Annotated in this window: 24 protein-coding genes; 14 read left to right on the plus strand and 10 right to left on the minus strand. The window is 64.4% G+C overall.

Annotated features, from left to right (window positions below; genetic code table 11):
- The 4 genes from E4K64_RS07760 to E4K64_RS40195 all read left to right on the plus strand — a co-directional run.
- Positions 1–1,659 (plus strand): DUF1522 domain-containing protein (locus tag E4K64_RS07760; protein ID WP_135163001.1); only part of this gene is annotated, 1,659 nt, incomplete at its 5' end.
- Positions 1,660–1,879: 220 nt separating this feature from the next.
- The gene (locus tag E4K64_RS07765) at positions 1,880–4,168 is read left to right on the plus strand and encodes a DUF1522 domain-containing protein (RefSeq protein ID WP_135163002.1); all 2,289 of its coding nucleotides are present in this window, start codon (positions 1,880–1,882) and stop codon (positions 4,166–4,168) included.
- Positions 4,169–4,459: 291 nt separating this feature from the next.
- Entirely contained in the window at positions 4,460–4,828 is a 369-nt protein-coding gene (gene flaF / locus E4K64_RS07770) for a flagellar biosynthesis regulator FlaF (protein ID WP_008554779.1), read from the plus strand.
- A gap of 12 nt (positions 4,829–4,840) precedes the next feature.
- Positions 4,841–5,008 carry a hypothetical protein gene (locus E4K64_RS40195; RefSeq protein ID WP_167771872.1) on the plus strand — a complete coding sequence of 56 codons (168 nt, stop codon included), beginning with the start codon at positions 4,841–4,843 and terminating at the stop codon, positions 5,006–5,008.
- Here E4K64_RS40195 and E4K64_RS07775 read toward each other — a convergent pair.
- The 4 genes from E4K64_RS07775 to E4K64_RS07790 all read right to left on the minus strand — a co-directional run bounded on the left by E4K64_RS07775 (position 4,998) and on the right by E4K64_RS07790 (position 7,518).
- Positions 4,998–5,357, minus strand: coding sequence for a hypothetical protein (locus E4K64_RS07775; RefSeq protein WP_135163003.1), 360 nt, complete (start codon positions 5,355–5,357; stop codon positions 4,998–5,000). The two genes, E4K64_RS40195 and E4K64_RS07775, sit on opposite strands and share 11 nt — an antisense overlap.
- Positions 5,358–5,516: 159 nt before the next feature.
- Positions 5,517–6,014 (minus strand): hypothetical protein, encoded by a 498-nt coding sequence (locus tag E4K64_RS07780; protein WP_135163004.1) that lies wholly within the window; start codon positions 6,012–6,014, stop codon positions 5,517–5,519.
- Positions 6,015–6,025: 11 nt separating this feature from the next.
- Positions 6,026–6,394 carry a flagellar assembly peptidoglycan hydrolase FlgJ gene (flgJ, locus tag E4K64_RS07785; RefSeq protein WP_167771873.1) on the minus strand — a complete coding sequence of 123 codons (369 nt, stop codon included), beginning with the start codon at positions 6,392–6,394 and terminating at the stop codon, positions 6,026–6,028.
- Positions 6,394–7,518, minus strand: a complete 1,125-nt coding sequence (locus tag E4K64_RS07790; RefSeq protein ID WP_135163006.1) for a flagellar basal body P-ring protein FlgI — start codon at positions 7,516–7,518, stop codon at positions 6,394–6,396. The genes flgJ and E4K64_RS07790 overlap by 1 nt, the downstream gene beginning before the upstream one ends.
- 272 nt (positions 7,519–7,790) lie before the next feature.
- Between E4K64_RS07790 and E4K64_RS07795 the strand changes: the two genes are divergently transcribed.
- Positions 7,791–8,204: a flagellar assembly protein FliX gene (locus tag E4K64_RS07795; RefSeq protein WP_135163007.1), complete on the plus strand. Its 414-nt coding sequence runs from the start codon at positions 7,791–7,793 to the stop codon at positions 8,202–8,204.
- 163 nt (positions 8,205–8,367) lie between these two features.
- On the opposite strand, the gene E4K64_RS07800 is transcribed toward E4K64_RS07795, so the two are convergent.
- Complete coding sequence (locus E4K64_RS07800) at positions 8,368–8,739, minus strand: winged helix-turn-helix transcriptional regulator (RefSeq protein ID WP_126260763.1); 372 nt, start codon at positions 8,737–8,739, stop codon at positions 8,368–8,370.
- Positions 8,740–8,918: 179 nt separating this feature from the next.
- On the opposite strand from E4K64_RS07800, the gene E4K64_RS07805 reads away from it, so the two are divergent.
- The 4 genes from E4K64_RS07805 to E4K64_RS07820 all read left to right on the plus strand — a co-directional run bounded on the left by E4K64_RS07805 (position 8,919) and on the right by E4K64_RS07820 (position 12,427).
- Positions 8,919–9,530, plus strand: coding sequence for an NAD(P)-dependent oxidoreductase (locus E4K64_RS07805; protein WP_135163008.1), 612 nt, complete (start codon positions 8,919–8,921; stop codon positions 9,528–9,530).
- A 215-nt stretch (positions 9,531–9,745) separates the two neighbouring features.
- Positions 9,746–10,111 (plus strand): RNA polymerase-binding protein DksA, encoded by a 366-nt coding sequence (gene dksA, locus E4K64_RS07810; protein ID WP_085966600.1) that lies wholly within the window; start codon positions 9,746–9,748, stop codon positions 10,109–10,111.
- Positions 10,112–10,407: 296 nt separating this feature from the next.
- Positions 10,408–11,208, plus strand: a complete 801-nt coding sequence (locus E4K64_RS07815; RefSeq protein ID WP_135163009.1) for a phytanoyl-CoA dioxygenase family protein — start codon at positions 10,408–10,410, stop codon at positions 11,206–11,208.
- 439 nt (positions 11,209–11,647) lie between these two features.
- Positions 11,648–12,427, plus strand: coding sequence for a 2-keto-4-pentenoate hydratase (locus E4K64_RS07820; RefSeq protein WP_135163010.1), 780 nt, complete (start codon positions 11,648–11,650; stop codon positions 12,425–12,427).
- Between the two features lie 386 nt (positions 12,428–12,813).
- Here the strand turns inward: E4K64_RS07820 and flgH are convergent, their stop codons facing one another.
- Genes flgH through flgF form a run of 4 tightly spaced genes read right to left on the minus strand, consistent with a single transcriptional unit; the run spans position 12,814 to position 16,325 of the window.
- Positions 12,814–13,575: a flagellar basal body L-ring protein FlgH gene (flgH, locus tag E4K64_RS07825; protein ID WP_135163011.1), complete on the minus strand. Its 762-nt coding sequence runs from the start codon at positions 13,573–13,575 to the stop codon at positions 12,814–12,816.
- 3 nt (positions 13,576–13,578) lie between these two features.
- Positions 13,579–14,748, minus strand: a complete 1,170-nt coding sequence (gene flgA, locus E4K64_RS07830; RefSeq protein WP_167771874.1) for a flagellar basal body P-ring formation chaperone FlgA — start codon at positions 14,746–14,748, stop codon at positions 13,579–13,581.
- A gap of 10 nt (positions 14,749–14,758) precedes the next feature.
- On the minus strand, positions 14,759–15,547 hold the full coding sequence (gene flgG, locus E4K64_RS07835) for a flagellar basal-body rod protein FlgG (RefSeq protein ID WP_126260769.1): 789 nt from the start codon (positions 15,545–15,547) through the stop codon (positions 14,759–14,761).
- A gap of 16 nt (positions 15,548–15,563) precedes the next feature.
- On the minus strand, positions 15,564–16,325 hold the full coding sequence (flgF, locus tag E4K64_RS07840) for a flagellar basal-body rod protein FlgF (RefSeq protein ID WP_135163013.1): 762 nt from the start codon (positions 16,323–16,325) through the stop codon (positions 15,564–15,566).
- A gap of 378 nt (positions 16,326–16,703) precedes the next feature.
- Here flgF and fliL point away from each other — a divergent pair, with 378 nt between their 5' ends.
- The 5 genes from fliL to E4K64_RS07870 all read left to right on the plus strand — a co-directional run bounded on the left by fliL (position 16,704) and on the right by E4K64_RS07870 (position 20,456).
- Positions 16,704–17,204 (plus strand): flagellar basal body-associated protein FliL, encoded by a 501-nt coding sequence (gene fliL / locus E4K64_RS07845; RefSeq protein WP_135163014.1) that lies wholly within the window; start codon positions 16,704–16,706, stop codon positions 17,202–17,204.
- Positions 17,205–17,234: 30 nt separating this feature from the next.
- A complete protein-coding gene (gene fliM, locus E4K64_RS07850) occupies positions 17,235–18,437 on the plus strand; it encodes a flagellar motor switch protein FliM (protein WP_135163015.1) in 1,203 nt (400 codons plus the stop codon).
- Complete coding sequence (locus E4K64_RS07855) at positions 18,434–18,880, plus strand: DUF6468 domain-containing protein (RefSeq protein WP_126260773.1); 447 nt, start codon at positions 18,434–18,436, stop codon at positions 18,878–18,880. Before fliM ends, E4K64_RS07855 begins: the two co-directional genes overlap by 4 nt.
- A 9-nt stretch (positions 18,881–18,889) precedes the next feature.
- Entirely contained in the window at positions 18,890–19,657 is a 768-nt protein-coding gene (locus tag E4K64_RS07860) for a MotE family protein (RefSeq protein WP_135163016.1), read from the plus strand.
- A gap of 601 nt (positions 19,658–20,258) precedes the next feature.
- Positions 20,259–20,456: a hypothetical protein gene (locus E4K64_RS07870; RefSeq protein ID WP_135163017.1), complete on the plus strand. Its 198-nt coding sequence runs from the start codon at positions 20,259–20,261 to the stop codon at positions 20,454–20,456.
- 20 nt (positions 20,457–20,476) lie between these two features.
- Here the strand turns inward: E4K64_RS07870 and E4K64_RS07875 are convergent, their stop codons facing one another.
- Complete coding sequence (locus E4K64_RS07875; RefSeq protein WP_235884578.1) at positions 20,477–24,613, minus strand: VCBS domain-containing protein; 4,137 nt, start codon at positions 24,611–24,613, stop codon at positions 20,477–20,479.
- Positions 24,614–25,049 lie beyond the last annotated feature (436 nt).

Genomic DNA, 25,049 nt, shown 5'->3' on the forward strand with positions numbered 1-25,049 from the left:
GTGAACGGCAAGACCATCACCTTCCGCAGCGGCTCGGCTCCGGCCTCGTCCGCGGTTGCGGCCGGTTCGGGCGTCAGCGGCAACCTCGTCACCGACGGCAACGGCAACACCACCGTCTATCTCGGCACGGCGGGCACCCCGGCTGCGACTGTCAGCGATCTGTTGACCGCGGTCGATCTGGCCAGCGGCGTCAAGACGGTATCGATCAGCGCCGGTGCTGCGACGATCGCGACCAGCTTCAACCAGACTGCTTCGAGCGTTGGCGGCGGTGCCGTCACGTTGAAGAGCTCGACGGGTGCGGATCTGAGCGTCACCGGCAAGGCCGACCTGCTCAAGTCGCTCGGCCTGACGACGTCAACCGGTGCCGGCAACGCCACCGTCAATGTCAACCGGACCACAAGCGCGGCCTCGCTCGGTGCGACGATTGCGGACGGTTCGACGCTGAACGTCGACGGTCACGTCATCACCTTCAAGAACGCGCCGATCCCGGGTTCGACCGGTGCTCCGAGCGTTCCGAGCGGGTATGGTGCCAGCGGCAACGTCCTCACCGACGGCAACGGCAACTCGACGGTCTATCTGCAGGCCGGCACGGTCAACGACGTGCTGAAGGCGATCGACCTTGCCACCGGCGTGCAGACCGCCACGATCAACGCCAACGGCACCGCGACGCTTGCGACGGCCACCGGCCAGTCGAACTCGACGATCAATACGTCCGGTCAGCTCAAGCTCTCGACCGGTGTCAACGCCGATCTGTCGATCACCGGCACCGGCAACGCGCTGAACGTGTTCGGTCTCGCCGGCAACACCGGCAACGCGACCGCCTTCACCGCGGCCCGCACCTCCGGCATCGGCGGCATCGCCGGCAAGACCTTGACCTTCACCTCCTTCAACGGCGGCACGGCGGTCAATGTCACCTTCGGCGACGGCACCAACGGCACGGTCAAGACGCTCGATCAGCTCAACACCAAGCTTCAGGCCAACAACCTGTCTGCAACGATCGACGCCAACGGCCTGCTGACCATCACCGCGTCCAACGACTACGCGTCCTCGACGCTCGGATCGACGGCGGCGGGCGGTGCGATCGGCGGCACGCTCACTTCGGCGCTGACCTTCTCGACGGCTTCCACCCCCGTCCAGGATGGCGTCGCCCAGACCGCGCGTGCCAATCTGGTGTCGCAGTTCAACAACATCCTGAACCAGATCGACACGACCTCGCAGGACTCCTCGTTCAACGGCGTCAACCTCCTGAACGGCGATCAGCTCAAGCTGGTGTTCGACGAGACCGGCAAGTCGAGCCTGAACATCACCGGCGTCACCTACAACTCCAAGGGTCTGGGCCTCGCCTCGCTGACCGTCGGCGTCGACTTCATCGACAACGCCGCCGCCAACAGGGTGCTGACCAACCTCAACGCCGCCTCGAGCACGCTGCGCTCGGAGGCCTCCAGCCTCGGCTCGAACCTCTCGGTGGTGCAGATCCGTCAGGACTTCAACAAGAACCTGATCAACGTGCTGCAGACCGGCTCGTCCAACCTGACCCTGGCCGACACCAACGTCGAGGCGGCCAACAGCCAGGCGCTGTCGACCCGCCAGTCCATCGCGGTCTCCGCGCTGTCCCTGGCCAACCAGTCGCAGCAGAGCGTGCTCCAGCTGCTCCGCTAACAAGCGACTGAAATTACTGAATAAAGTCGAGCGGCGGGGCCCTTTGCCCCGCCGCTCTTTTCTGCGTCCGGAGGCGGGCGGGGGTGTTCATCCGGCATTAACCCTATCGCTTAAGCCGGCGTTAACCATACTTTAAAGGACACCTCCTAAAACTGGACGAAAGCCCGCTTTGCAGACCCGAGCGGCCGATTCGTATCCGGTTCAAGAGGAAGACTCGCCAATGTCCAACATCGTTCTCTCGGCGTCCGTTCGCCAGAACCTGTTGTCGCTGCAGTCGACGGCTGACTTGCTGGCCACGACGCAGGAGCGGCTGTCGACCGGCAAGAAGGTCAACACGGCGCTCGACAATCCCACCAACTTCTTCACCGCGCAGGGGCTGGACAACCGGGCGAGCGACATCAGCAACCTGCTCGACGGCATCAACAACGGCGTCCAGGTGCTGCAGGCCGCCAACACCGGCATCACCTCGCTGCAGAAGCTGATCGACAGCGCGAAATCGATCGCCAACCAGGCGCTGCAGACCACGGTCGGCTACTCCACCAAGTCGAACGTCTCCACCACCATTCCCGGCGCGACGCCGGCCGACCTGCGCGGCACGACCTCCTATGCGAGCGCGACCGCCAAGAGCAACGTGCTCTATACCGGCGCCGCCGGTGGCGTGACCCCGGTGACGGGAACCGCCGCTCTCGGCGCCTCGCTGGGCTCGAGCGCCGGCACCTTTACCGGCACGGCAGCGCTCGCCGCCGACGGCACGACCGCGCTGTCCGGCACTGCGACGCTGCTCGGCACCACGGCCTCCACCACGTTCAGCACGCCGCCCGCGGACGGCGACACCATCACGGTGAACGGCAAGACCATTACCTTCCGCACCGGCGTCGCGCCGGCCACGCAGCCGACCGGCTGGGGTCTGGACGCCAGCGGCCATATCGCCACCGACGGCAATGGCAATTCGATCGTCTATGAGGGAACGGCGGCTGCGCCAGGGGCGACGATCAACGACGTTCTCACGGCGATCGATCTCGCCAGCGCCGTCAAGACCGCGACCATCAGCGCAGGCGCGGCGACCATCGCGGTGAGCGGCGCGGCCGGTCCCGTCGGTACGCTTCAGGTGGCATCCTCCATCACGGCCGGCGCCGTGACCTTGAAGAGCTCGACCGGTGCTAACCTCAGCGTGACGGGCAAGGCCGATTTCCTCAACAAGCTCGGTCTGACATCCGCGACCGGCGCGGGCAACGCCAACGTGACCGCGAACCGTTCGACGACCGCCGGCTCGCTCGGCACTCTCGTTCAAGACGGCTCGACGCTGAACATCGACGGTCACACCATCACCTTCAAGAACGCCCAGACTCCCCAGTCGGCGGCCAGCGTGACCTCCGGTGGCGTCAGCGGCAATATCGTCACCGACGGCAACGGCAACTCGACGGTCTATCTCCAGAGCGCGACGTTGACCGACCTGCTCAACTCGATCGACCTTGCCACCGGCGTGAAGACCGCCAGCATCTTCAACGGCGCGGCGACCCTCTCGACCACGTCGGGCCAGATTCCCTCGTCGGTGAATTCCAGCGGCCAGCTGTCGCTCTCGACCGGCGTCAACGCCGACCTCTCGATCACCGGCACCGGCAACGCCCTCAGCGCGTTCGGACTCAGCGGCAACACGGGAACGGCGACCGCCTTCACCGCGGCGCGCGCCGCGGGCGCCGGCGGCATCAGCGGCAAGACGCTGACCTTCACCTCGTTCAATGGCGGTACGCCCGTGAACGTCACCTTCGGCGACGGCACCAACGGCACGGTCAAGACGCTCGACCAGCTCAACGCGCAGCTTCAGGCCAACCACCTGACCGCGACGATCGACGCCAACGGCGTGCTCACGGTCACCACCGTCAACGAATACGCCTCCTCGACGCTGGGGTCGACCACCGCGGGCGGCACGGTCGGCGGCACCATCACCGGTGTGCTTGCCTTCACCACCGCGCAGCCGCCAGTCCAGGATCCCGTCGCGCAGACCGCACGCTCCAACCTGGTCAACCAGTTCAACAACATCCTGGCCCAGATCGACACCACCTCGCAGGACTCCTCCTTCAACGGCGTCAACCTGCTCAACGGCGACACGCTGAAGCTTGTCTTCAACGAGACCGGCAGCTCGACGCTCAGCATCAACGGCGTGGTGTTCAATGCGGCCGGCCTCGGCCTCAGCAACCTCGTCAACGGCGTCGACTTCATAGACAACGGCGCCACCAACAGGGTGCTGGCCAGCCTCAACGCCGCCTCGAGCACGCTGCGCTCGGAGGGCTCGTCGCTCGGTTCGAATCTCTCGATCGTGCAGGTGCGCCAGGACTTCTCCAAGAACCTGATCAACGTGCTGCAGACCGGCTCGTCAAACCTGACGCTCGCCGACACCAACGAGGAGGCGGCCAACAGCCAGGCGCTGTCGACCCGCCAGTCGATCGCGGTCTCCGCGCTGTCGCTGGCCAACCAGTCGCAGCAGAGCGTGCTGCAGCTGCTTCGCTAATTCGAGCGCGCAAGCTCGCTACTCGAGATTTCGCGGCGGGGCTAAGGCTCCGCCGTTCTTTTGAGGGAGATCGCTAAGACAGGATTAGCTGAGATCGGCGCGCATCACGCGAAGCGAGTTTACATCGTGCGTGCGTGGATCTAGTTGCGCTGACGAAGAGCTCCGCGACCCGTAATTATCCGGAGTGCTTCCAAGCACGCACGTAAGCAAATCTTAAGCGGTGCTGCCTAGGGTTGGGAAAGAAATCCTTAAGCGCTTACAACGCGCTAGGTAACCTCCAGGGTGTGATTGATGTCGAATTCCGCTGCCTCGGCTTATGCGCGTGTTGCAACGACCACCGCATCTCCTCGCGACATCGAGGCGCAGACTCTGCTCAAGGCCGCGAACAAGCTCCAGGACGCCGTGAACAACGCCGATCCGCTCAGCGAGCAGACTATGCAGGCCCTGATGTTCAACCGCAAACTCTGGACCATCTTCCTGAGCGAGGCGATGCGCGATAACAACCCGCAGCCGATCGACGTCAGGCAGAAGATCGCCAACATCAGCGTGTTCGTGCTGAGCCAGACCGCCGCGCTCCAGATGAGCCCGCAATTCGATCACTTCCGTCCGCTGATCGAGATCAACCGCAATATCGCTGCGGGTCTGTCCGGGCGGCCGTGACGGGAGCTCGTGATGGCCGACATCGCGGGCATTCTTGCGCCCACTATCGGGGCGGGTGACGATCAAGACGCGCAGTTGTGCTTCGGCAATACGAATTTCACGCTGACCGGTGCCGGTCAGACGCGGAGCAGAACTTCGTCACCGATCCCGCGATCTCGACACGCGATCGTCAGGCGCTGACGTCCGTGCTGAGCGGACGCGAGGGCTCGGACTTCATATCCAATGCATGGAAATAGGCCCGCCGGCGCAACATCGCTTCGTCGGGGAACTGGTTGACCACCGCGTCGGTCCTGTCGTTGACGACCTGGAAGACGAAGGATGCGGCCGCCTGGTCGAACACGACCTGGCGCGAGATGTTCTCGTGGTTCGACAGATCATTGCGCACGGGGGCGCTCGTATCCGCCGCGGCGACCGTCTGGCTCACCGGAAGATCGGTTTGCACAGCCTCGTTCGCCGCCACGCTGGACGTCGCTACGATCTGCACGGGGGCCGGGATCCCCACCGGCCTGATGCTGAAATCTGTACTCATGGCAGCCTCCTGGTTGCCTTGATTGAGTCAAATCCCAACCCCTCTCGTAACGCAACCATGGAACGTCAGGACTGAAGACCCGGTCAACAAACGTGCCTAACCGCGCGACGAAATCGCCGCGCGGTTTTTCGTAAAATTGTCGGTTGTTTTCGTGCGCGCTCAGAGCGAGCGGCTGACCGCGAGCGGGGTGATGTGGCGCGGGCCCGGAGCTGCACGCCGCCCGGCGGCCGTATAGGTGTTCGGCACGTTGCGCTTCTGGATCTCGGCATTGACGCCGCGCACGACGCTTTCGGAAACAGCGTGCGCGGTCGCGAGCACGGTGAGATTGACCTGAAGCATGGCGCGGAATGCATCGTGGTGGCGGTGCAGCGTCGAGAGCAGCTCCGGGGCGGATTTCGCGAGCTGCGCCTGGTTCGCCTTCAACTGGCTGACGGCACCGACATAGTTTCGCGACAGCTCCTGCTTCTTGCTCTCGAGCGTCATCGCCTCGCGGACCTTGCCGGCGCGAACGAGCTCGGTCTCGCGCTCGATCAGTCCGAGCAGGGCGCTCATCGCGTCCATCAGGTCTTCGGCGAGCTTGCGCGCCTCGGCGCTGCCCGGCGCAATGTTCGGGCGTTGGGTCTGCATCGGCTGACGTGAGGCGTTGAAGTGGTTCATCTCGTTTGACCTTATGCCGTGCGGATCGTTTTCGCCTGCTGCATGATGAGGGTGCGATAGACCTCGCTGGCGACGCCGACGCCGCCGGCGTTGGCGAAGTTCTTGGAATATTGCTCGGTCAGCATCGAGCGCCACACGCCGGTGCCGGGCGTGTCGCCGAACGGGCCTTCGCCCTTCAGGCCCGAGGTCATCTGCGAGAACATGCTGTTGAGGAACATCGCCTCGAAATCGGTGGCGGTCTTCTGCGCCCTGGCCTGCTGTTTCGGCGAGACCTTCTGCAGGGCGCTGGCGAGGTCGAAATCGGGCCGGCCGTTGCGGCTCTCGACCGAAAAGGCCGAGGAGTTGGCGAGGCGCGGCGTGTTGATCGTGCTGGTCTGCATCACATCACCTCGATGTCGGCTTCGATCGCGCCGGCGGCCTTGATCGCCTGGAGGATGCTGATCATGTCGCGCGGACCGATGCCGAGGCCGTTGAGGCCGTCGACCAGTTGCTGGAGCGAGACGCCGTCCTTGACGACGGCCAGCTTCTTGCCGTCCTCGGTGACGGTGACGGCGCTGCGCGGTGCGACCACGGTGCGGCCGCGCGAGAGCGGGTTGGGCTGGCTCACCTGCGGACTCTCGGAGATGGTGACGGTGAGGTTGCCCTGCGCCACCGCGACGGTGGCGACGCGAACGTCGCGGCCCATCACGATGATGCCGCTGCGCTCGTCGATGACGATCTTGGCGGCCAGATCGGGGTCGACCTGCAGCTGCTCGATCTCGGTGAGGAATGCAACGACGTTGCCTTTGAACTCCGGCGGGATCGAGAGCTGCACTGTCGAGGGATCGATCGGCTCGGCGGTCTTGACGCCGAGATAGTCGTTGACGGCGGCTGCGATGCGTTTGGCGGTGGTGAAGTCGGCGTTGCGCAGCGCCAGGCGCACGTTCGGCAGGCGATTGAGCGCGAACTCGATCTCGCGCTCGATGATGGCGCCGTTGGCGATGCGTCCCACGGTCGGAACGCCGCGCACGATCTTGGCCGCCTCGCCCTCGGCCTGGAAGCCGGAGATCGCGAGCGAGCCCTGCGCCACCGCGTAGACATTGCCGTCGGCGCCGAGCAGGGGGGTGACGAGCAGGGTGCCGCCCTGCAGGTTCTTGGCATCGCCGAGCGCGGAGACGGTGACGTCCATGCGCGTGCCCTGGGTGGCAAAGGCCGGCAGATTGCCTGTCACCATCACGGCGGCGACGTTGCCGGTGCGGATGGTGGCGCCGCGAATGTTGACGCCCATGCGCTCGAGCATCGCCTGCAGCGATTGCTTGGTGAAGGGGATGTTGTTGAGCGTGTCGCCGGTGCCGTTGAGGCCGACGACGAGGCCATAGCCGATCAGCTGGTTCTGCCGCACGCCTTCGATGTTGGCGAGATCCTTGATGCGCGAGGTCGCAGCCGCCGGCGCGACCGACATCGCCAGCGCCGACAGCGCCGCGCAGGCCACCCCGACAATCCTCACCCAACGAACGCCTGGCATCCTCTGCTCCCCGAGGCCCCTCAAATCGGAAAGACCTGCACGACACTCCCATGACGAGCTGGTCCGACGCTGTCCTTGCGAGGGCTGTGCCAAGCCGGTGCAGCAGGGTTAGGTGGCTGAATAGGTTGAATAAATCTGTTTCAACCGGTGTCAGCCGGCGTTGTCCCTGAGGAGCGAAACTGCCGCCCGTCGGCAGATTTTGCCGGGCTGTTTACGCCCCGTTAACCATAAGACGGCGAAGGTGACGGCATCGATCACCCGGATTCCCTCCGATGCGCATCTACGGACCGAACGGCACCACGCTTGGAACGCCGGCCAGCCAGGCCAGGCGGACCGGCTCCGGCACCTTCGTGCTGCCCGACACCTCGTCGGCGCAGGAGACCCGGAGCGCTGCCGCACCGAAGGCCGCCGCCAACATCGATGGGCTGCTGGCCCTGCAAGGTGTCGCGGAGGATCCGATCGAGCGCCGCAAGCGCTCGGTCGCGCGCGGCAGGACTGCGCTCGACGTGCTCGACGATCTCAAGATGGGCCTCTTGTCCGGCAATCTCGACGCCTCGACCGTGATGCGGCTGCGGGATGCCGCAGCGAACCTGAAATCGTCCTCGGGCGATGCCGGTCTCGATGCGGTGCTGGCCGAGATCGAGCTCCGCGTCGAGGTCGAGCTGGCGAAGGCCGGGCAGGCGTAGACGTTATCCGTCACCCTTGAGGTTGTCGCTTCTTCAGCGGCCCTCGAGCGGCGACGGCCCCGCTGCATCTCCGTCCATCCTTCGAGGCTCACGGCGCGATGCTCTTGCATCGCGCCACTCGCACCTCAGGATGACGGACTCCCATAGCGTTTTCTTCGTGGCCCTACGCCGCTTCCTCGTTCTGCCGCGCGTCGTAGCGGCGCTGGGCGGCAAGAACGTCTTTGAGATTTTGCTCGGCCCAATCGCGCAGCGGATCGACCGCGCCGGCAAGCGTCAGCCCGAGCTGCGTGATCGAATACTCGACCGTCACGGGCACGGTCGCGATGGCATGGCGCCTGAGCAGGCCGTCGCGTTCGAGCGATTTGAGAACCTGGCTCAGCATCTTCTGCGAAATGCCTTCGATCGTGCGGCGCAGCTGATTGAAGCGCATCGGCTGCTCGCGCAGCAGCAAGAGGATCAGCACCGCCCATTTGTCGCCGACGCGGTCGAGGATTTGGCGGGTGGGGCAGTTCGCCGCATAGACGTCGGGTTTCATCGTCGGTCCTCGGAGTTGGTTCGGTCGTCGCTTGCGGTTCGGGTGTCGGTCGGCGGACTGGGTTACGCCCTCCGGGTTACCCTCGCGTAATCAGGTAAGCACAAAGTGCTCTCTTAACACCAGCGTTCTTTACGATATCTAGTCTCCATTAGTTACCACAGTAGCAAAGGAGCCTTCCAATGAAAATCGCAGTCGCTGGCGCCTCGGGCCGGGCCGGGTCGGAGATCACCAAGGAACTGTCCCGCCGCGGCCACGCGGTCACCGCCATCGCCCGGAATCCGGAGAAGATCGCGGCCCTGCCGAATGTCACGCCGACCAAGGGGGACGTGCTCGACCAGGCCGGCCTTGCCAGGCTGTGGGCCGGCCACGACGTCGCCGTGAGTTCCGTGCACTTTCTGGCCAGCGACGCGCACAAGCTGATCGGCGCGGCAAAGGACGCCAAGGTTGGCCGTTACCTCGTGGTCGGCGGCGCCGGCAGCCTCGAGGTCGCGCCGGGCGTGAAGCTGGTCACGACTCCCAATTTTCCGGCCCAGTACAAGGCGGAAGCCGAGGCAGGCGCGGCCTTCCTCGACCTGTTGCGGCAGGAGAAGGAGCTGAACTGGACCTTCATTTCGCCGTCCGCGCTGTTCGTCGAGGGGGAGCGCACAGGCAAGTTCCGGCTCGGGACCGATCAGCTTCTCGCAGATGCGAACGGCAAGAGCTGGATCACCTTCGCTGACTACGCCATTGCGCTTGCGGACGAGATCGAGCGCCCGGCCCATCCGAGGCAGCGCTTCACGGTCGGCTACTAGGCCTTCGGCCGCCCCCGAGCCCTCCAGGATAAACCTTCCTGTGCAAGGACTTGGGGGTGCCGGCCAGACTTTCAGGGAAATATTGTCTGTCACATGAGGCCACTATATAAGGCGCGGTTCAACGGACCCTGTTTCCGTTGCGAGTCGTTGCTTAGACAGATAGGCCGCCCTTGGAAAAGTTGAAAAACTACCGACCGACCGAAAAAGAGCCTTTCATGAACGACCGGCAGAAGGAGTACTTCCGTTTGAAGCTCCTCGCCTGGAAGGATGAGATCCTCAAAGAGTCCAAGCTGACGCTGCAAGCTTTGCAGGAGGAGAACGTCAACCACCCCGATCTTGCCGATCGGGCATCGTCCGAAACCGACCGTGCCATCGAGCTGCGTGCCCGCGACCGCCAGCGCAAGTTGATTGCCAAGATCGACGCCGCGCTCCAGCGCATCGAGGACAACACCTACGGCTATTGCGAGGAAACCGGCGAGCCGATCTCGTTGAAGCGGCTCGAGGCCCGGCCCATCGCGACGCTGTCGGTGGAAGCGCAGGAGCGCCACGAGAAACGCGAGAAGGTTTATCGCGACGAATAGAGACGGAGCCGCAGAGATGCGGCTCTCTTGTTTTGTGGCGGAAGGTGCGCGGTTTCGCACCGCGTCCGGCGTTTGCCTGCCGCTTGAATGTTGCCTGTCCGGCGCGTAGATTCGCGCCGCCATGATGATTTGCACCTCCAACATCGCATCGGTCTTCTTCCTGGGTTGAGCGCAGGCGCCTCCGCCGCGGAGGCATTGCGTCCCGCGAGCGCGACTTGCGGATTCCCCAGCGATCGACCCAGCCGGTTCCGCTGTGAGCGGACGACGCGGGCTGGGCGAGACATCGAGAGATCATCATGACGGCCAATCCCCGCGCGTTGGACGACGCGCAGATCGACCAATTCATTCGTGACGGCTTCATTCGGATCGACAACGCCTTTCCGCCCGACCTGGCCGAGGCGGCGCGTGCCATCATGTGGCGCGATCTGCCATGCAGCGAGCACGACCCCGCAAGCTGGACCCGGCCCGTGGTGCGGTTGCCGTACTATAGCGACCCACCGTTCCGGGATGCCATCAACACCGCAGTGCTGCATGCCGCGTTCGACCAGCTCGTCGGGCAGGGACGATGGCGGCCGCGACGCGATATCGGCAGCTTTCCGGTGCGCTTTCCCCATCCGGACGATCCGGGCGACGATGGCTGGCACGTCGATCTCAGCTTTCCCGGCGAGGGCTGCAGCCCGGACGAGGCGCAGGATTTCTCGGCCTGGCGCGTCAACGTCACCTCGCGGGGGCGGGCGCTGCTGCTGCTGTTCCTGTTCTCCGATGTCGGTGACGATGATGCGCCGACGCGGATCCGGGTCGGTTCGCATCTGCCGATGGCGCGTTATCTGGCGCCCGCCGGCGATGCGGGTCGGGCGCACATGATGCTGGAGCGGATGGGAGCCGATTGTCCGGTTGCGGTTGCGACCGGCGCGGCCGGGACGGTCTATCTCTGTCATCCCTTCCTGGTTCATGCCGCGCAGAAGCATCGGGGAACGCGACCGCGCTTCCTGGCGCAGCCGCCGCTGCATCTCGCCGAGCCATACCGGCTGGAGCGGAGGGAGGGCGATTACTCGCCGGTCGAGGTCGCCATCCGCATCGCGCTTGGACGCAATTAACGGACGCGATGCCGTTGCACTCGGCGTTGTGGCGCGTTCCTGCGCCACAACGCGATTGTCGTGCGAGACCGATTGCAGGGATCGCGAAAAATGAATCGCGATCAATGGGCTAGAGTCGAATCCTCCGTGCTCACGTGAATTCGCATGAGAAGCAGCCTTCACTTCAGGTGCGGGACGTTTTGCGAGTCGCATCAAGGAGATCGGCCGGCATCCTGAGACGGCGGCGCAGCGGCTTCACGCATCGCTGCAATCAGGGTCTCGTCCGCGCGGGCGCGTGGGGCTTGCGCGTGGCTCCATAAATACCGGACCAACTCAATATTTCCTTAAGCGGCGGGAGCATCCCGTAATCGACCCGGACGAGCGCCGACCGGCGCTTGTCACGCCCGGGCGGGAATGCTGAAGTGCCGCCCTTGAATGCGTAGCGTGGGAGGCGGCGCCGATGGACAAGATTCTCGAAGCCGCGAAGGCGATCGCGCTGGCGCGCCGCAACCACGCGCCGCTCGCGGCGCTGGAGCGTCCGCCCATGGATGAGGCCGAGGGCTATCAGGTCCAGCGCGCGCTGCACGATCTGCTGCTGGCGCATGCCGGGCCACTGGTCGGCTACAAGATCGGCTGCACCAGCCAGGTGATGCAGGACTATATCGGTATCCCGCATCCTTGCGGCGGCGGCGTGTTCCAGAAGGGCGTGCATGACAGCGGCGCCAAGCTGGCCGCCTCCAACTATGTCCGGGTCGGGGTCGAATGCGAGATCGCGGTGCGGCTTAAGCGCGACCTCGCCGCCGGCGAGGCGCCGTTCACCGCCGAATGGGTCGGTGAGGCGGTCGAGGCCTATCATCCCGCGATCGAGATCGTCGACGACCGCTACGTGAAGTGGGAGACGATGGGCGCCCCGACGCTGATCGCGGACGATTTCTTCGCGGCCGGCTGCGTGCTGGGGCCGTCCGTGCCCCGCTCGTCGGTGCCGGATCTGAAAGCGGTCAAGGGCCGTGCGATCGTCAACGGCGAGGAGGTCAGCCAGGGCACCGGCGCCGACGTGCTCGGTCACCCCCACAACGCGCTCGCCTGGCTCGCCAACCATCTCGCCGCCGAAGGCAAGGGTCTTCATGCGGGGCAGCTCGTGCTGACGGGCAGCCTGGTCAAGACGCTGTGGCTCAAGGCCGGCGACAAGGTGCGGATGGAGCTGGACGGGCTGGGCGTGGTGGAGGTGGAGTTTACGTGAGCTCTCGCCGGCATTGGCGATCTCGTGCCCCGGACGCAGCGCAGCGCCGGGGCCCATGCAGCAGTGTGTTGCTTGGCCTCCTGGGTCCCAGCTCTGCGCCGCACCGCTGACGCGCTGCGACTTGTTCGGGGCACGAGACAGGCGGGGTCCGGCGGACATCAATTTCGTTCTTCATCGCAATCGACACGCCGTCACATCCTCGCGGAAGAAGTTCGCGCCGTCGCGGATGCAGCGATCTCGCTGCAATGACACGACCTGACTCGCGGCCGCTATGGCACACCGCTCAAAATACATGCGGCCTCCGGCAGGGGAGCTACCGGAGGCCGCGTCGTACATCGTCGTTCGCGCCTAGGTTCGCGAACACGATGTGGGAGCTCGGGAGAGACTTAGAAGGGCAGCAGCACGTCCATGACCTGCTGGCCGTAGCGGGGCTGCTGCACGTCCATGATCTGGCCGCGGCCGCCATAGGCGATGCGGGCCTGGGCAATCTTGGTGGAGTCGATGGTGTTGTCGCTCTGGATGTCCTCAGGGCGCACGATGCCGGCCACGATCAGCTCGCGAATTTCGAAGTTGACGCGGATCTCCTGCTTGCCTTCGACGACCAGGTTGCCGTTCGGCAGCACCTGGGTGACCACGGCGGCGACGTTGGTTTGCAGGGCTTCCTTGCGGTCGACGCTGCCCTTGCCCTCGCTGGACGAGGTCGAGTCGGCGGTGAGGATGCGGCCGGGCAGGATCTTGTTGGCCTGGGTGATCGTCTTCGCACCGATAAAGTCGGTGATTCCCGAATCTTCCTTGTTGGTGCGGCTGCGCGAGGTGTCGTTCTCGATGTTGGCCTTGTCCGTGATGTTCACGGTCACGGTCAGGAGGTCGCCGACCTGGCGGGCGCGCTGGTCCTTGAAGAAGGCGCGGCTGCCGTTGCGCCACAGCGAGTTGGGATTGTAGGAGGCGACTTCCGGCTTCGGCATCGGCATCTGCACCGGCTTGTAGCCGGGCTGTGCCGTCGGATTCTCGATGGCCGACAGCTTCGGTTGCTCGCCGATCTGCGACAGGCGGTCGATCGAGGAGCAGCCGCCCAGCGCGCAAGAGCCCAGCAGCAGGGCAGAGATCGCGATGCGACGAAGGTGGAAAGCCGGACTGAACGTGGACATGATTTACTCTGACTTGGCTGGAGCCTGCGAGAGGCGAACTTGCGGAAGCTGGGCTTGGTTGATCTGGGCTTGATTCACCTGGACTTGGGCGATCTGGGCCGGCGAAGTCGGCGCCTCGACCAGGCTCCGGGCGAGGGCCGCGGCCGCAGCCGCGGGGGCGGGCGTTTCGCGCTGGAGCGAGGAGGTCTGCTCGACCGCGGGGGTCATCGGCGCGGACTGGCTCGCGCCCTGGATCGTCACCTGGCCGCGGCCGGTGACTACCCCGGTCAGCGTGCGCTTGGAATGCAGATTGAGCACGCTGACGGTGTCGCCTTCGGCGCCGCTCTCGATCGCCTTGCCGCGCGTGGTGAGATAGAGGCCGGGCGCCTGGTAGATGATGGTCACGCTCTGGTCGCGCACCACGAAGTCGGGCTTGACGATGTCGGCGGCACGGAGCGGCATGCCTGCCCGCATCGCCCGACGCAGCTGCATGCCGACGCTGCGCTCGCGCGAGGCGGGCTCGCCGGTGACCTCGGCCTTCGGCCGGCGCTCCAGCGCGACGTCGGAGGACTTCAGCGTGTCGGCACGGTCGATGTCGCGCGTCAGCACGGCCACTTCGACCGTCTCGATCGCGGTACCGGCGAAGCGCAGCTTGGTCGGAGTCGGATTGTTGTCGTTGGCGATCTCGAAGGCGACGTCGAAGCGGCCGCTGCGGGCATCGTAGCGGGTTGCGACCGGCTGCAGCGCGCCGCTGTTGGCGGCGTCCAACCGCATTTCGGTAACGCCGCGGTCGAACGTGACGGTGATGTTGGCGGCATCGCCGAGGCCGAAGCGGCGCTCGAGCGCCGAGGCGACGGCGTTCTCCAGATCCTTGCCCGCGAGCGTACGGGCGAGGCGGGTGACCTGGACCTCCTTGATGTCGCCGGTCGTCACGCCGATCACCTGCTTGGCGCGGAGCACCGACAGCACCTGCGCGACCGGCAGCGCGCCGGTGGTTCCGAGATCGGGCGAGCGGTAGACCGGGATCGGCGCGGCCGATCCGGCATTGTCGATGAGATCGCCGACCCGCACCACGTCCGAGGTCACGGTGACGCTTGCGCGCAGCGCCGGGGCGGCGATGAAATCGTCCGCCGCCGCGGCCGGCAAGGCCAGCGCGAGCAGGGCGGAGATGGTGGCGAGAGTGGCGCGGATCATCGTCATTGCCTCAGCGGAACAGCGCCGTGGTCGATTGCATCATCTGGTCGGCGGCGCTGATCACCTTGGCGTTCATCTCGTAGGCGCGCTGGGCGGCGATCAGGTCGCTCATCTCCGAGACGACGTCGACATTGGCCTGCTCGAGGCTGCCTTGCGTGATCTTGCCGTAACCCTCGCCGTTCGCGGTGCCGTCCTGCGGCGGGCCGGACGAGGGGGTCTCGGTGAACTGGTTGCTGCCGACGGGCTGCAGGCCCGCTTTGTTGATGAAGCGGGTCACGCCGATCTGGCCGACGATCGAGGAGGTCGAGGAGCCCGGCAGCGTCACCGAGACCTGGCCCTGCTCGCTCACACTGATGCCGGAAGCGTTGTTCGGGATCGTGATGGTCGGCTGCACCGGGTTGCCCTGGGCGGTGACGACGCGGCCCTGATTGTCCATCTGGAAAGTGCCGTCGCGGGTGTACTGGTAGGTGCCGTCGGGCATCAGGATCTTGAAGAAGCCTTCGCCGGAGATCGCGAGGTCGAGATCGTTGCCGGTCTGCGACAGCGTGCCCTGCGTCATGCTGCGCGGCGTGCCGACGGTCTTGACGCCGCCGCCGATGTCGACGCCGACGGGCAGGATGGTGCCCTGGTCCGAGGCTTGCGCGCCGACTCGGCGCACGTGCTCGTAGATCAGATCCTGGAACGCCGCGGTCTGCTTCTTGAAGCCGGTGGTGCGCAGGTTGGCGATGTTGTTGGAGATCACCTGAACGTTGAGTTCCTGTGCCGCCATTCCGGTCGCTGCGGTGTGAAGTGCCTGCATCTCAGTTCTCCCTCAATCAGGCCGGAACGTCGGCGAGCTTCTCGATCGCCGATTTGTGAAGGTCGCTCTGCTGCTGGAGCAGGTTGGCGATGGCGGTGTAGCTGCGCATGACTTCGACCATGCGGGTCATCTCGCCGACCGAATTCACGTTCGACTTCTCGATGTAGCCCTGCTCCACGGTGGACTTGGTGGCGGGCAGCGGGGTCGCGGAGCCGGTGTCATAGAGATTGGCGCCGAGCTTGGTCAGCTTGGCCGGATCGTCGAACGAGACCATGCGGATCTTGCCGCGGATCGAATCGGTCTTGGCGGTGCCCTCGAGCACCGTGATGGTGCCGTCCGGCGCGATGTTGATGTCGTGGTCGGTCGGCTGGAAGGTGATCGGGCCGCCGGTGCCGAGCACGAGGTTGCCGTCGGAGGTGACGAGCTGGCCGGTAGAGTTGAGCGAGAACTTGCCGTCGCGGGTGTAGCGCTCGCCGCCATTGACCTGCACGGCGAAATAGGCGTCGCCGCTGATCGCCATGTCGAGCGGGTTCTTGGTCATCTCCATCGGCCCCGGGCCGACATCGCGGAAGGTGCCGCGGTCCTGCACATAGGAGACACGGCGGTCGGCGCCGATGAAATTGTCCTCACGCGCGTTCGAGTTGAGGAACTCCTCGAACAGCGAATGGTCGGCCTTGAAGCCGTTGGTGTTGGCATTGGCGACGTTGTTGGCGATGACATCCATCTGCCGTTCCAACGTCATCTGCCGTGACAGGCCGATCAGAAGCGCGTTCTGCATCGGAAATCTCCCCTGAGGGGGATCTGCCATTTCGCTCTCCCAAGCGCCTTGGCGGACCCCGTGAACGAGACCTTCAGGTTCTCCCAAACCGGTGGGTCTCGGCCCTCACTCAGCGAAAGCCGTGCCAACCTGGAAAGATTCGCGATTTCAATGTGTTGGCGACTTTCGAGCGGCGCGGGAGGGCGGCAGAAAGGTTCTGTTAGCCATGTCTGCCCGGCAGATTTTTCCTAGCGGAAGCCCGATCGAAAGATTCCGTTAACCATTATTACCGTAGCGTTTGCCATGAAAAGGAGCGCATTGCGCCGGGGCATTTGTATCGCGTCACTGTCTTGAGCCTTCGCTCTTTCGACCCCTTTGAGAGATCCGGGCGCGGCGACCATGGCAGAGAATGAAGCGGAAGGCGGCGCAGCCACCGAGGGCGCGGAAGGCGCTCCGCCGAAGAACAAGCTAAAGCTCATCATCATGGCCGTCGGCCTGCTCGCCATCCTCGGCGGCGGTGCTGCGACCTGGTTCTTCTTCTTCCGCCACGGCGACGACGAGCGTCATGCCGAGGTCGCGCCGCCGCCGAAGCCGCCGGCCTTCGTCGACGTCCCCGACATGATGGTCAACCTCGCCGGCGCGCCGGGCGAGCGCGTGCAATATCTGCGGCTGAAGATCGTGCTGGAGCTGAAGGAAGAGAAGCAGATCGAGGCGATCAAGCCGACGATGCCGCGCGTCACCGACATCTTCCAGACCTATGTGCGCGAGCTGCGCCCCACCGACCTCAACGGGTCCGCCGGCATCTTCCGCCTCAAGGAGGAGCTGACCAAGCGCGTCAACGCGGCGGTCGCCCCGATCCAGGTCAGCGCGGTGCTGTTCAAGGAAGTCGTGGTCCAGTGATGGCGCTGCGGAAGGCAACGGGCTAGCGCCATGGCCGGCAACGAGCAAATGGACCAGGATGCGATTGCCGCCCAATGGGAGGCGTCGCTCGATTCCGAGGATCCCGCGGAGGCCGCAAAGGCTGCCGCCGAAAACGAGCTGTCGGAGACCATGGCCCTGCAATGGGCGGCCATGGTCGAGGACGGCAGCCGCGATCTCGGAAGCGGCAAGAACTCCGGCGAGCGGGTGCTGTCGCAGGAGGAGATCGACAATCTCCTCGGCTTCACCGTCGGCGACGTCACGCTCGACGACCATTCCGGCATTCGCGCCATCATCGACTCGGCGATGGTCTCCTACGAGCGTCTGCCGATGCTCGAAATCGTCTTCGACCGCCTGGTGCGGTTGATGACGACGTCCTTGCGCAATTTCACCTCCGACAACGTCGAAGTCTCGCTCGACCGCATCACCTCGGTGCGCTTCGGCGACTACATGAACTCGATCCCGCTGCCCGCCGTCCTCACCGTCTTCAAGGCCGAGGAGTGGGAAAACTTCGGCATGGCGACGGTCGATTCCAACCTGATCTATTCGATGATCGACGTGCTGCTCGGCGGCCGCCGCGGCACCAGCCAGCTCCGCATCGAGGGCCGGCCCTACACCACGATCGAGACCGAGCTGGTCAAGCGGCTGGTCGAGGTGGTGCTGGCCGACGCCGAGCAGGCGTTCCGGCCGCTGTCGCCGGTGACCTTCACGATCGACCGGCTCGAGACCAACCCGCGTTTCGCCGCGATCAGCCGTCCGGCCAATGCCGCGATCCTGGTGCGCCTGCGCATCGACATGGAAGACCGCGGCGGCAACATCGAGCTGCTGCTGCCTTATGCGACCATCGAGCCGATCCGGGGCGTCCTGCTCCAGATGTTCATGGGCGAAAAATTCGGCCGCGACCCGGTCTGGGAAGGCCATTTCGCCACCGAGATCGTGCAGGCCGAGATCGCCGTCGATGCCGTGCTCTACGAGGCCGAGATCCCGCTCAAGCAGCTGATGCGGCTCAAGGTCGGCGACACGCTGCCGCTGGACATGCGCGCCGACGCCAACGTCACCGTGCGCTGCGGCGACGTCACGCTGACCGAGGGCCGGATGGGCCGGGTCGGCGACCGCGTCGCGATCCGCGTGACGAAACCCTTGCGCAAGCCAAGTACGACACTTGCGATGTTCGAGAAGGTGGACGAGCAGAACAAGATGATGGAGGCCCCATGAACCACTCCCTGGGAATGGCGATCGAGACGCTGGTGGCTATCCTGCTGATGCTGACGATCGTCTACTGCGTCATGCTCAACAAGAGGCTGACGCGGCTGAAGGCGGACGAGCATTCGCTGAAGGCGGTGATCGGCGAGCTGATCACCGCGACCGAGATCGCCGAGCGCGCGATCGGCGGGCTGAAGCTCGCCGTGCGCGACGTCAACGAAAATCTCGGCAGCCAGCTCGCCGCGGCGACGCAGATGTCGGACCAGCTCTACAAGCAGCTCGGCGAAGCCGACAACGTGGTGCGGCGCCTGTCCAAGATCGCGATCGCCGCGCGCCCCGTCACCAATCCGGAAGCGGTTGCCGCGCCCATCGCCAAGCCCTCGACCGCGAAGGCGGTGGCGGCGGCGGCCGAAGCCTTCTCCGAGCGCCGACGGTCCAACGGTCTTGCCGCATGAAGTCAGGGTATGAAATCCTTTCGTAACATCCGCGTCATCCCGGTCGTCCTGGTTGCCGTCGCGGGCCTCGCCACGCTGAAGGTGGCGGGCCTCGCGATCAATGGCGGCTATGTGTTCGACTACAAGCCGAACCAGACCAAGAAATCCTGGGCGCAGGAGAATCTGAACTTCCCGACCGGCCGCGAGGAACCGGAGATCATCACCGGCTCGACCCATGGCGCGCCGAAGGAGGCGCCCAAGCCGGCCGCGCCCGAGACCAAGCCGGAAGGCACCGTGGTCAAGGTCGACGAAGCCCAGCCGCAGGTCTCGGCCTCCGAGCGCGCGATCCTTGAGCGGTTGCAGGCGCGCCGTCAGGAGATCGAGGCTCGCCAGCGCGAGATCGACATTCGCGAAAGCCTGCTCAAGTCGGCCGAGAAGCGCATCGAAGGCAAGGTCGAGGAGATGAAGGCGGTGGAAACCCGCATCTCCGCGACGCAGGCCGAGCAGAAGGCCGCCGAAGCCCAGCGCATGAAGGGCCTCGTCACCATGTACGAGGGCATGAAGCCGAAGGACGCCGCACGGGTGTTCGACCGGCTGGAGATGGGCGTGCTGATCGAGATCGCCTCGGCGATCGCGCCGCGGAAGATGTCGGACATCCTCGGACTGATGTCGTCGGAGGCCGCCGAGAAGCTGACGGTCGAGATGGCGCGCCGCGCCAATGGCGGCGGCGGCGATCAATCGGCCTCGGCGGCGGAACTGCCCAAGATCGACGGCAAGCCGACGCAAAAGCCGAATTGAGGGCGCGAGGCGAACAGTGCTATCGCGGCCGGACGCGTTGTGGCGTGGTCGTTCGACCGAATCCCAGCGGGACGCCTTGCGTGCCTAATTCACGAAGACCTGTTGCACCCTCCGAGCAGGCTGGCGCCACTGCTTCTCCACCCGAGGAAGAATATCTACCTGCTGCTTGATCGGCGGCGCCTCCGTGACGCGAGTCACGAGCTGCAGCGTGCTATGGCAACAGGAGCACTCGAATGTTTTCAGGGCATATCCTCTGGCAATCGGAACGATCGCGACGACGGTTCTTGCCCTGCTACACACAATGCAACCGGCTTCTCCGTTCATTGATTACCCCCGAAGCTAACCAATCCGACTTGCATCGCCGAGGTCACATCTGATTCAGAGTCGCGCGCGGACCGCAACGTCCCGTAGGTTGTGAGAGCGTGCGCCCAGCAACTCGTCAGCCGACAGATCGAATTCCCGCGGCGGATGCAGTCGAACCAGGGGGCACCCTCTGAGACTGCGATGAGTTGACGCGCGCAGGTGTGAACTGGCGTACAGTGGCGCTCAAGGCGCGGTCCTACGCTTCGGCCATTGGCAATCGGCGGCGCAGGAGAAGGCCATGAACTACTCGTCCGCAGCAGAGCGCGTCATTGAGGCCATCAACCGGCTGCTCATAGCGGCGATGACATCCGCGTGGACATCCGCCCTGAGCCATCAGCATTCAGCTCCGCCAGAAGTTGACGACGGCTACGATGAAGACTCGTCTCTCGACGAACAGAGCTCCTCGGCGCCGGAAGGCGCCGACAAGCAACACTGAAGACGCAATCGACTTGAGCGTCATAGGATTAGATCGTGCAACACATGGCCGTGAACCGTTCCTGCCCCGTGAGGTGGGTCAGCATCGGATGGCGACGTTTCAGGCATGAACGCCAGCTCGGAGCCATGGAATCCCTCAGCCTGCCCGTGCTGACCGACGAAGTCCGAGGGATGCTCCAACACTGCGCTGTGCAGCGAGCCCGGCGAAGCGTCATCTGTAAACTGGAACGAGCCGCCGGGCTGCGGCGGATTGGCGGGCTTGGAGCCGGACGCTCCCTGGGACGGGTTGTGCTGCTCCGCCTCGCTTGACGGCAAATGGTTGGCGCCGCCGCTCGCTGACTTCAGGAGGCTTGGGTTGGGCGTCGTGTCTGCGGCTTCATCGCTGGTATGATCATGGGCATGAGCCGCCTTGGCGGCGCTTCCCGGTGGCAACGTGCCGTCGTCAGCAAACCTGCCCCCGGCGTGGTGTTCGGCAGCGTCATGGACAGAATTCAGCATGGCGACCGGAATGTCGGGCACCTGGCCGCTCGCGGCAATCGCGCCGCTTTTGCCAGCCATTGAGGCCGCGTCGAGCCCGGTCAGGTTGTCGAATATAAAGCTGGTCTCCGTGTGTGTGAGGATGTGCTGCACGATCACCGCCAGTGCGCCGGCTGAGGGAGGTGCCGCGTCGCTGCGCAGCGGCTCGATCGCGAGCGTTTGCACTTCGTCTGAACTGGAGAAGCTGGAATATTCGGTCCGTCCGATCTGGTCCCAGCTCGAATCGAGGCTGTAGACCGGCTCGGTCGATTGGATCGTCGAACTCTCCACCGCGAGAAGCGTGCCGTCGATGCTGCCGAAATCGGACGAGACTCCGGAAGCGGTCGTCGCCACGGCGCTTGCGTCACTCTGCGCGGTTGCGGTGAGGTCGAGCAGTTCGCCGGAAGCCGCCATCACAGGTGCCGCTGCTGGCGCCATGATGAAGTCCGACGCGTCGATCGTTGCAATCCCCTGCAAATGAATTTCGAGCAGAGCGGAATCGCCAACGTGCAGGGTCTGGTCGGTTGGATTTACGTACACGATCGTTTCATTCGCCGCGCTGTCATAGAGCCAGGCGATCGTATGTGGCGGCACGGCCGTGCTGGTTGAGCTCAAGGCCAATATGACAAACCCAAGCGCGCCGAGAGCAGTCAAGTCGATCTTGTCGGCCCCCGAGGCGAAGTCGGTGATGGTGTCGAACTGGCTTGCGTTGGAATCGGCTACGAACAAATAAGCGAAGCGGTCGTTCCCATTGCTGCCGGTGAGTTGATCCGCGCCAAATCCACCGGTTATGGTGTCGCTGCCGTTATTGCCGTTGATTGTATCGCTGCCCGAGCCGCCGTAGATGGTGTCATCCCCATCATTGCCTTTGATCGTGTCATTTCCCGAGCCGCCGTAGAGAACGTCGGCTTTGCCGGTCCCGTTGACGGTGTCGCTGCTGGCCCCTGCGTAGATGATCTGACCTGTACTGCCGCCGCCGGCAATGGTTTCGCTCTCCGGCGTTCCATACACGTTGGGTGGATCGGAGATCACTGCAGATCCGGTGGCCAGGTTATCAAAATCGTTGGGGTCAGCGTCACTGGCGCCATCAATGGCGACGGTCACCGTCTGCGTCGTACCGTCGATGGCAGTTACCGTGAATGTGTCGGTCAACATGTCGCCGACGTCGAGCGCCTGAACCACGCTGTTGTTATTATCAAGAGTGTAAGTCCATACGCCGGCCGCGGTCATCGTGAAGGTACCGTATCCGCCGTCACTTGCTCTCGAAGAGACTGCGGTGAACGTGTTCGGCGCGTTGTCGACGTCTGTATCGGTGAGCGTGCCCGTCGCGATCGGAGCGCCAGATGAGAAGGTTCCTGCCTCGGTCACTGAGCCGGTCGTGGAGCCAAGAATGAGGGCCGCGTCGTTGCTGCCCTGAATGGTGATCGTCACCACCTGCGGCGTGCCGTCGAGGGTCGTGACCGTGAAACTGTCGGTGAGCGTGCCGCCGACATTGAGCGCCTGCACCGCGCCATTGGCGTTGTCGAGCGTGTAGGTCCACACGCCGGCGGCGGTTAACGTAAAAGTGCCATAACCATTCGTGCTTGCCCTGGGTGAACTCACCGCCGTGAAGGTGTTAGGCGCATTGTCGAGGTCGGCGGCAGAGAGCGTGCCAGTTGCGCTCGGGCTGCCGGGTGACGCATTGGCAATGCCGCCCGCCTCAGTCACCGAGCCGGCCGTGGTTCCTGAAACGATGGCCGCATCGTTGGTGCCATGGATGGTGACCGTCACGACTTGGGCAGTTCCGTCCAGAGTGGTGACTGTGAACGTGTCGGTCAGTGTCTCGCCGGTATTGAGCGCCTGCACCGCGGCGTTGGCATTGTCGAGCGTGTAGGTCCAAGCGCCGGCGGCCGTCATGGTGAAGGTGCCATAGCCGGCGGTGCTCGCCGTTGGCGAGGCGACTGCCGTGAAAGCATTTGCAGTCGTGTCGACGTCGGTGTCGGTGAGGATGCCGGTCGCGGTGGGCGTGCCAGGGTTTGCATTGGCGAGACCGCCAGCCTCGATCACTGCACCGGTCGTCGCGCCGGAGATGATGGCGGCATCACTGGCTCCGTGGATCGTGATCGTCACCACTTGGGCGGTGCCGCCGATCGTGGTCACCGTAAAGTTGTCGGTGAGCGTGTCGCCGGCGTTGAGCCGCTGCACCGCGAGATCGGCATTGTCCAAAGTGTATGTCCACACGCCGGACGTTGTCATCGTGAAGGTGCCATAGCCACCGGTGCTCGTGGTTGGCGAACTCACTGCCGTGAATGTATTGGGCGGATCGTCGACGTCGGTATCAGAAAGGGTGCCGGTCGCAATCGGCGTGCCGAGCGCGGCATTGTCTATGCCGCCGGCCTCGACGATCGAACCGGTCGTATTGCCAGAGATGATTGCAGCGTCGTTGACACCGTTGACGGCGATTGTGAACGTCTTGCTCGCGGAGGTGAGGCCGTCGGAAACCGTGATAACGAAACCGTCGGTCGAGGGCGATTTCAGCGCGTTGATCGCGACGCTGTTGGGCACGAACGTGTAGGCGCCGCTCGTACTGTTGACGTAGAGCGTCCCGTACGGACCTGGCTTTGACAGATCGTATGTCACTCCTTCGAGGATCGTCTCGTTTGCGGCCGCCCCAATGACACCAAAGGTCAGCTTGGCGCCGCTGCTGGTGCTGCTGGCGGCGAAAACTCCGCTCGTCGGAGTGAATGTATCAAACACCACCGTATCGAGCTCGGTTGGCCCCGCTCCGGTGCTGAGCGTCGGCGGCACAGGGTCGAGAATGGGAATAACGAATGGTGACACTGGGGCCAGCAGGTTCTGCGGCGCGGGCGCATCGGATGGAATGAAATTGATTGGCTGCAGCGACAGGGATTTGACAAAGGGTGGTGTGCTCGATCCGCGTGGACCTTGCCCGTCTGTGAGATTGGCGAGCACGTCCTGCTGAGCGGCGCGCAATTCGTCCATGCGAGCGGCCGTGTTCGTGACTTGGTTGACACTGATGGTGGATCCCACCTTCTTGAGGACGATCGTCTCGCCGGGATCTTCGACGATGATGTGTCGCGGGATCCGCTCCTTGGTCACGAGCTCGAATGCGCCGTGGGCAAGGTCCTTGTAGGTAATGGAATCGTCATCCAGGAAAGTGACATCCGGATCCGCGGCTTCGGCATCTTGCGCGGTCGAGAAAGTCAATGCTGCCAGCGTCAGCATCCCGAAACCGCCCGCGTGGCTCCGGGCGCGAATGCCTGCAATGGGCGTATTCACCTGGAGCGCCCCGCCTTTTGCCAGTCGGCCCGGTACGAAACTGAAGCTCCCTCGGGTCACGTCGAACAGGGCCGCAAGCGGCATGCCGCCGACGTCGAAGACGAACTCGCTCAGCTCAACGTGAGTGCCGCAGGCGATGTTGAAAAAAGTGCCGTCGACGAAGCGAATTGTGATCTGTCCGTCGGCATCGCTCTCCAGCACGTCGCCCCTGTAGATCGGCGCACCAGCTACCGCTTGTGTGGCGATGCCGCTTGCTCGCGTAAGCGTACAGCGACCGATCACCGTATGAATATGGCCGATGAATTCGGCGGGCAGGGCCATGGTGGCCCCGTTGTCAACCTGGATGCCGGAAGCAACTGACATGGCTCGCCCTCGCCTGGGTGATCGTTTCAGGCTCGGCGTGCCGCCTTGCTCGGGGTCCTCGCCAAGGCACAAAATTTCCTAGCGCTGGCAGCCCCGAAGGCTTGCCCGCCGAAAAATCAAGTCTGAGAGGGAGATGCATTGCGCCGGGGACAACGAAGCGTACCGCTATTCCCCGCCGTGCCCCTCCCGCCAATGTGATTAAATTGACAAACGAGATGTATTTAATTTGTGGCGCTCGCTTGGCGCTGGATATAAAGTAGTCCGGTTAATAAGATTAAACAATAATTATATTCATTGTAGCGGCGTTGCGCGGTTCAAAAAATGGACCGCCGATAGCGGCAAGATCTTCTCAGAAAGGGGGGATCATGTGCAGACCTGCGATAGCCGCTCTTGCGACCCTCCTTGTTGTGGCGCTTGGCTGTTTCTTGCCGAGTGC

It is taken from the genome of Bradyrhizobium frederickii (assembly GCF_004570865.1).
Lineage (GTDB): Bacteria > Pseudomonadota > Alphaproteobacteria > Rhizobiales > Xanthobacteraceae > Bradyrhizobium > Bradyrhizobium frederickii.

Excerpts from the sequence above, each read along its gene's own strand:
- fliL (WP_135163014.1), top strand. The coding sequence starts at position 16,704 with ATGGCAGAGAATGAAGCGGAAGGCGGCGCAGCCACCGAGGGCGCGGAA.
- E4K64_RS07815 (WP_135163009.1), top strand. The coding sequence starts at position 10,408 with ATGACGGCCAATCCCCGCGCGTTGGACGACGCGCAGATCGACCAATTC.
- E4K64_RS07765 (WP_135163002.1), top strand. The coding sequence starts at position 1,880 with ATGTCCAACATCGTTCTCTCGGCGTCCGTTCGCCAGAACCTGTTGTCG.
- E4K64_RS40195 (WP_167771872.1), top strand. The coding sequence starts at position 4,841 with ATGGCCGACATCGCGGGCATTCTTGCGCCCACTATCGGGGCGGGTGAC.
- E4K64_RS07790 (WP_135163006.1), bottom strand. The coding sequence starts at position 7,518 with ATGCCAGGCGTTCGTTGGGTGAGGATTGTCGGGGTGGCCTGCGCGGCG.
- E4K64_RS07875 (WP_235884578.1), bottom strand. The coding sequence starts at position 24,613 with ATGTCAGTTGCTTCCGGCATCCAGGTTGACAACGGGGCCACCATGGCC.
- E4K64_RS07780 (WP_135163004.1), bottom strand. The coding sequence starts at position 6,014 with ATGAACCACTTCAACGCCTCACGTCAGCCGATGCAGACCCAACGCCCG.
- E4K64_RS07855 (WP_126260773.1), top strand. The coding sequence starts at position 18,434 with ATGAACCACTCCCTGGGAATGGCGATCGAGACGCTGGTGGCTATCCTG.
- E4K64_RS07820 (WP_135163010.1), top strand. The coding sequence starts at position 11,648 with ATGGACAAGATTCTCGAAGCCGCGAAGGCGATCGCGCTGGCGCGCCGC.
- E4K64_RS07775 (WP_135163003.1), bottom strand. The coding sequence starts at position 5,357 with ATGAGTACAGATTTCAGCATCAGGCCGGTGGGGATCCCGGCCCCCGTG.
- E4K64_RS07795 (WP_135163007.1), top strand. The coding sequence starts at position 7,791 with ATGCGCATCTACGGACCGAACGGCACCACGCTTGGAACGCCGGCCAGC.
- dksA (WP_085966600.1), top strand. The coding sequence starts at position 9,746 with ATGAACGACCGGCAGAAGGAGTACTTCCGTTTGAAGCTCCTCGCCTGG.
- flgA (WP_167771874.1), bottom strand. The coding sequence starts at position 14,748 with ATGATCCGCGCCACTCTCGCCACCATCTCCGCCCTGCTCGCGCTGGCC.
- flgJ (WP_167771873.1), bottom strand. The coding sequence starts at position 6,394 with ATGCAGACCAGCACGATCAACACGCCGCGCCTCGCCAACTCCTCGGCC.
- flgH (WP_135163011.1), bottom strand. The coding sequence starts at position 13,575 with ATGTCCACGTTCAGTCCGGCTTTCCACCTTCGTCGCATCGCGATCTCT.
- flgF (WP_135163013.1), bottom strand. The coding sequence starts at position 16,325 with ATGCAGAACGCGCTTCTGATCGGCCTGTCACGGCAGATGACGTTGGAA.
- E4K64_RS07800 (WP_126260763.1), bottom strand. The coding sequence starts at position 8,739 with ATGAAACCCGACGTCTATGCGGCGAACTGCCCCACCCGCCAAATCCTC.
- E4K64_RS07860 (WP_135163016.1), top strand. The coding sequence starts at position 18,890 with ATGAAATCCTTTCGTAACATCCGCGTCATCCCGGTCGTCCTGGTTGCC.
- flgG (WP_126260769.1), bottom strand. The coding sequence starts at position 15,547 with ATGCAGGCACTTCACACCGCAGCGACCGGAATGGCGGCACAGGAACTC.
- fliM (WP_135163015.1), top strand. The coding sequence starts at position 17,235 with ATGGCCGGCAACGAGCAAATGGACCAGGATGCGATTGCCGCCCAATGG.
- E4K64_RS07870 (WP_135163017.1), top strand. The coding sequence starts at position 20,259 with ATGAACTACTCGTCCGCAGCAGAGCGCGTCATTGAGGCCATCAACCGG.
- flaF (WP_008554779.1), top strand. The coding sequence starts at position 4,460 with ATGTCGAATTCCGCTGCCTCGGCTTATGCGCGTGTTGCAACGACCACC.
- E4K64_RS07805 (WP_135163008.1), top strand. The coding sequence starts at position 8,919 with ATGAAAATCGCAGTCGCTGGCGCCTCGGGCCGGGCCGGGTCGGAGATC.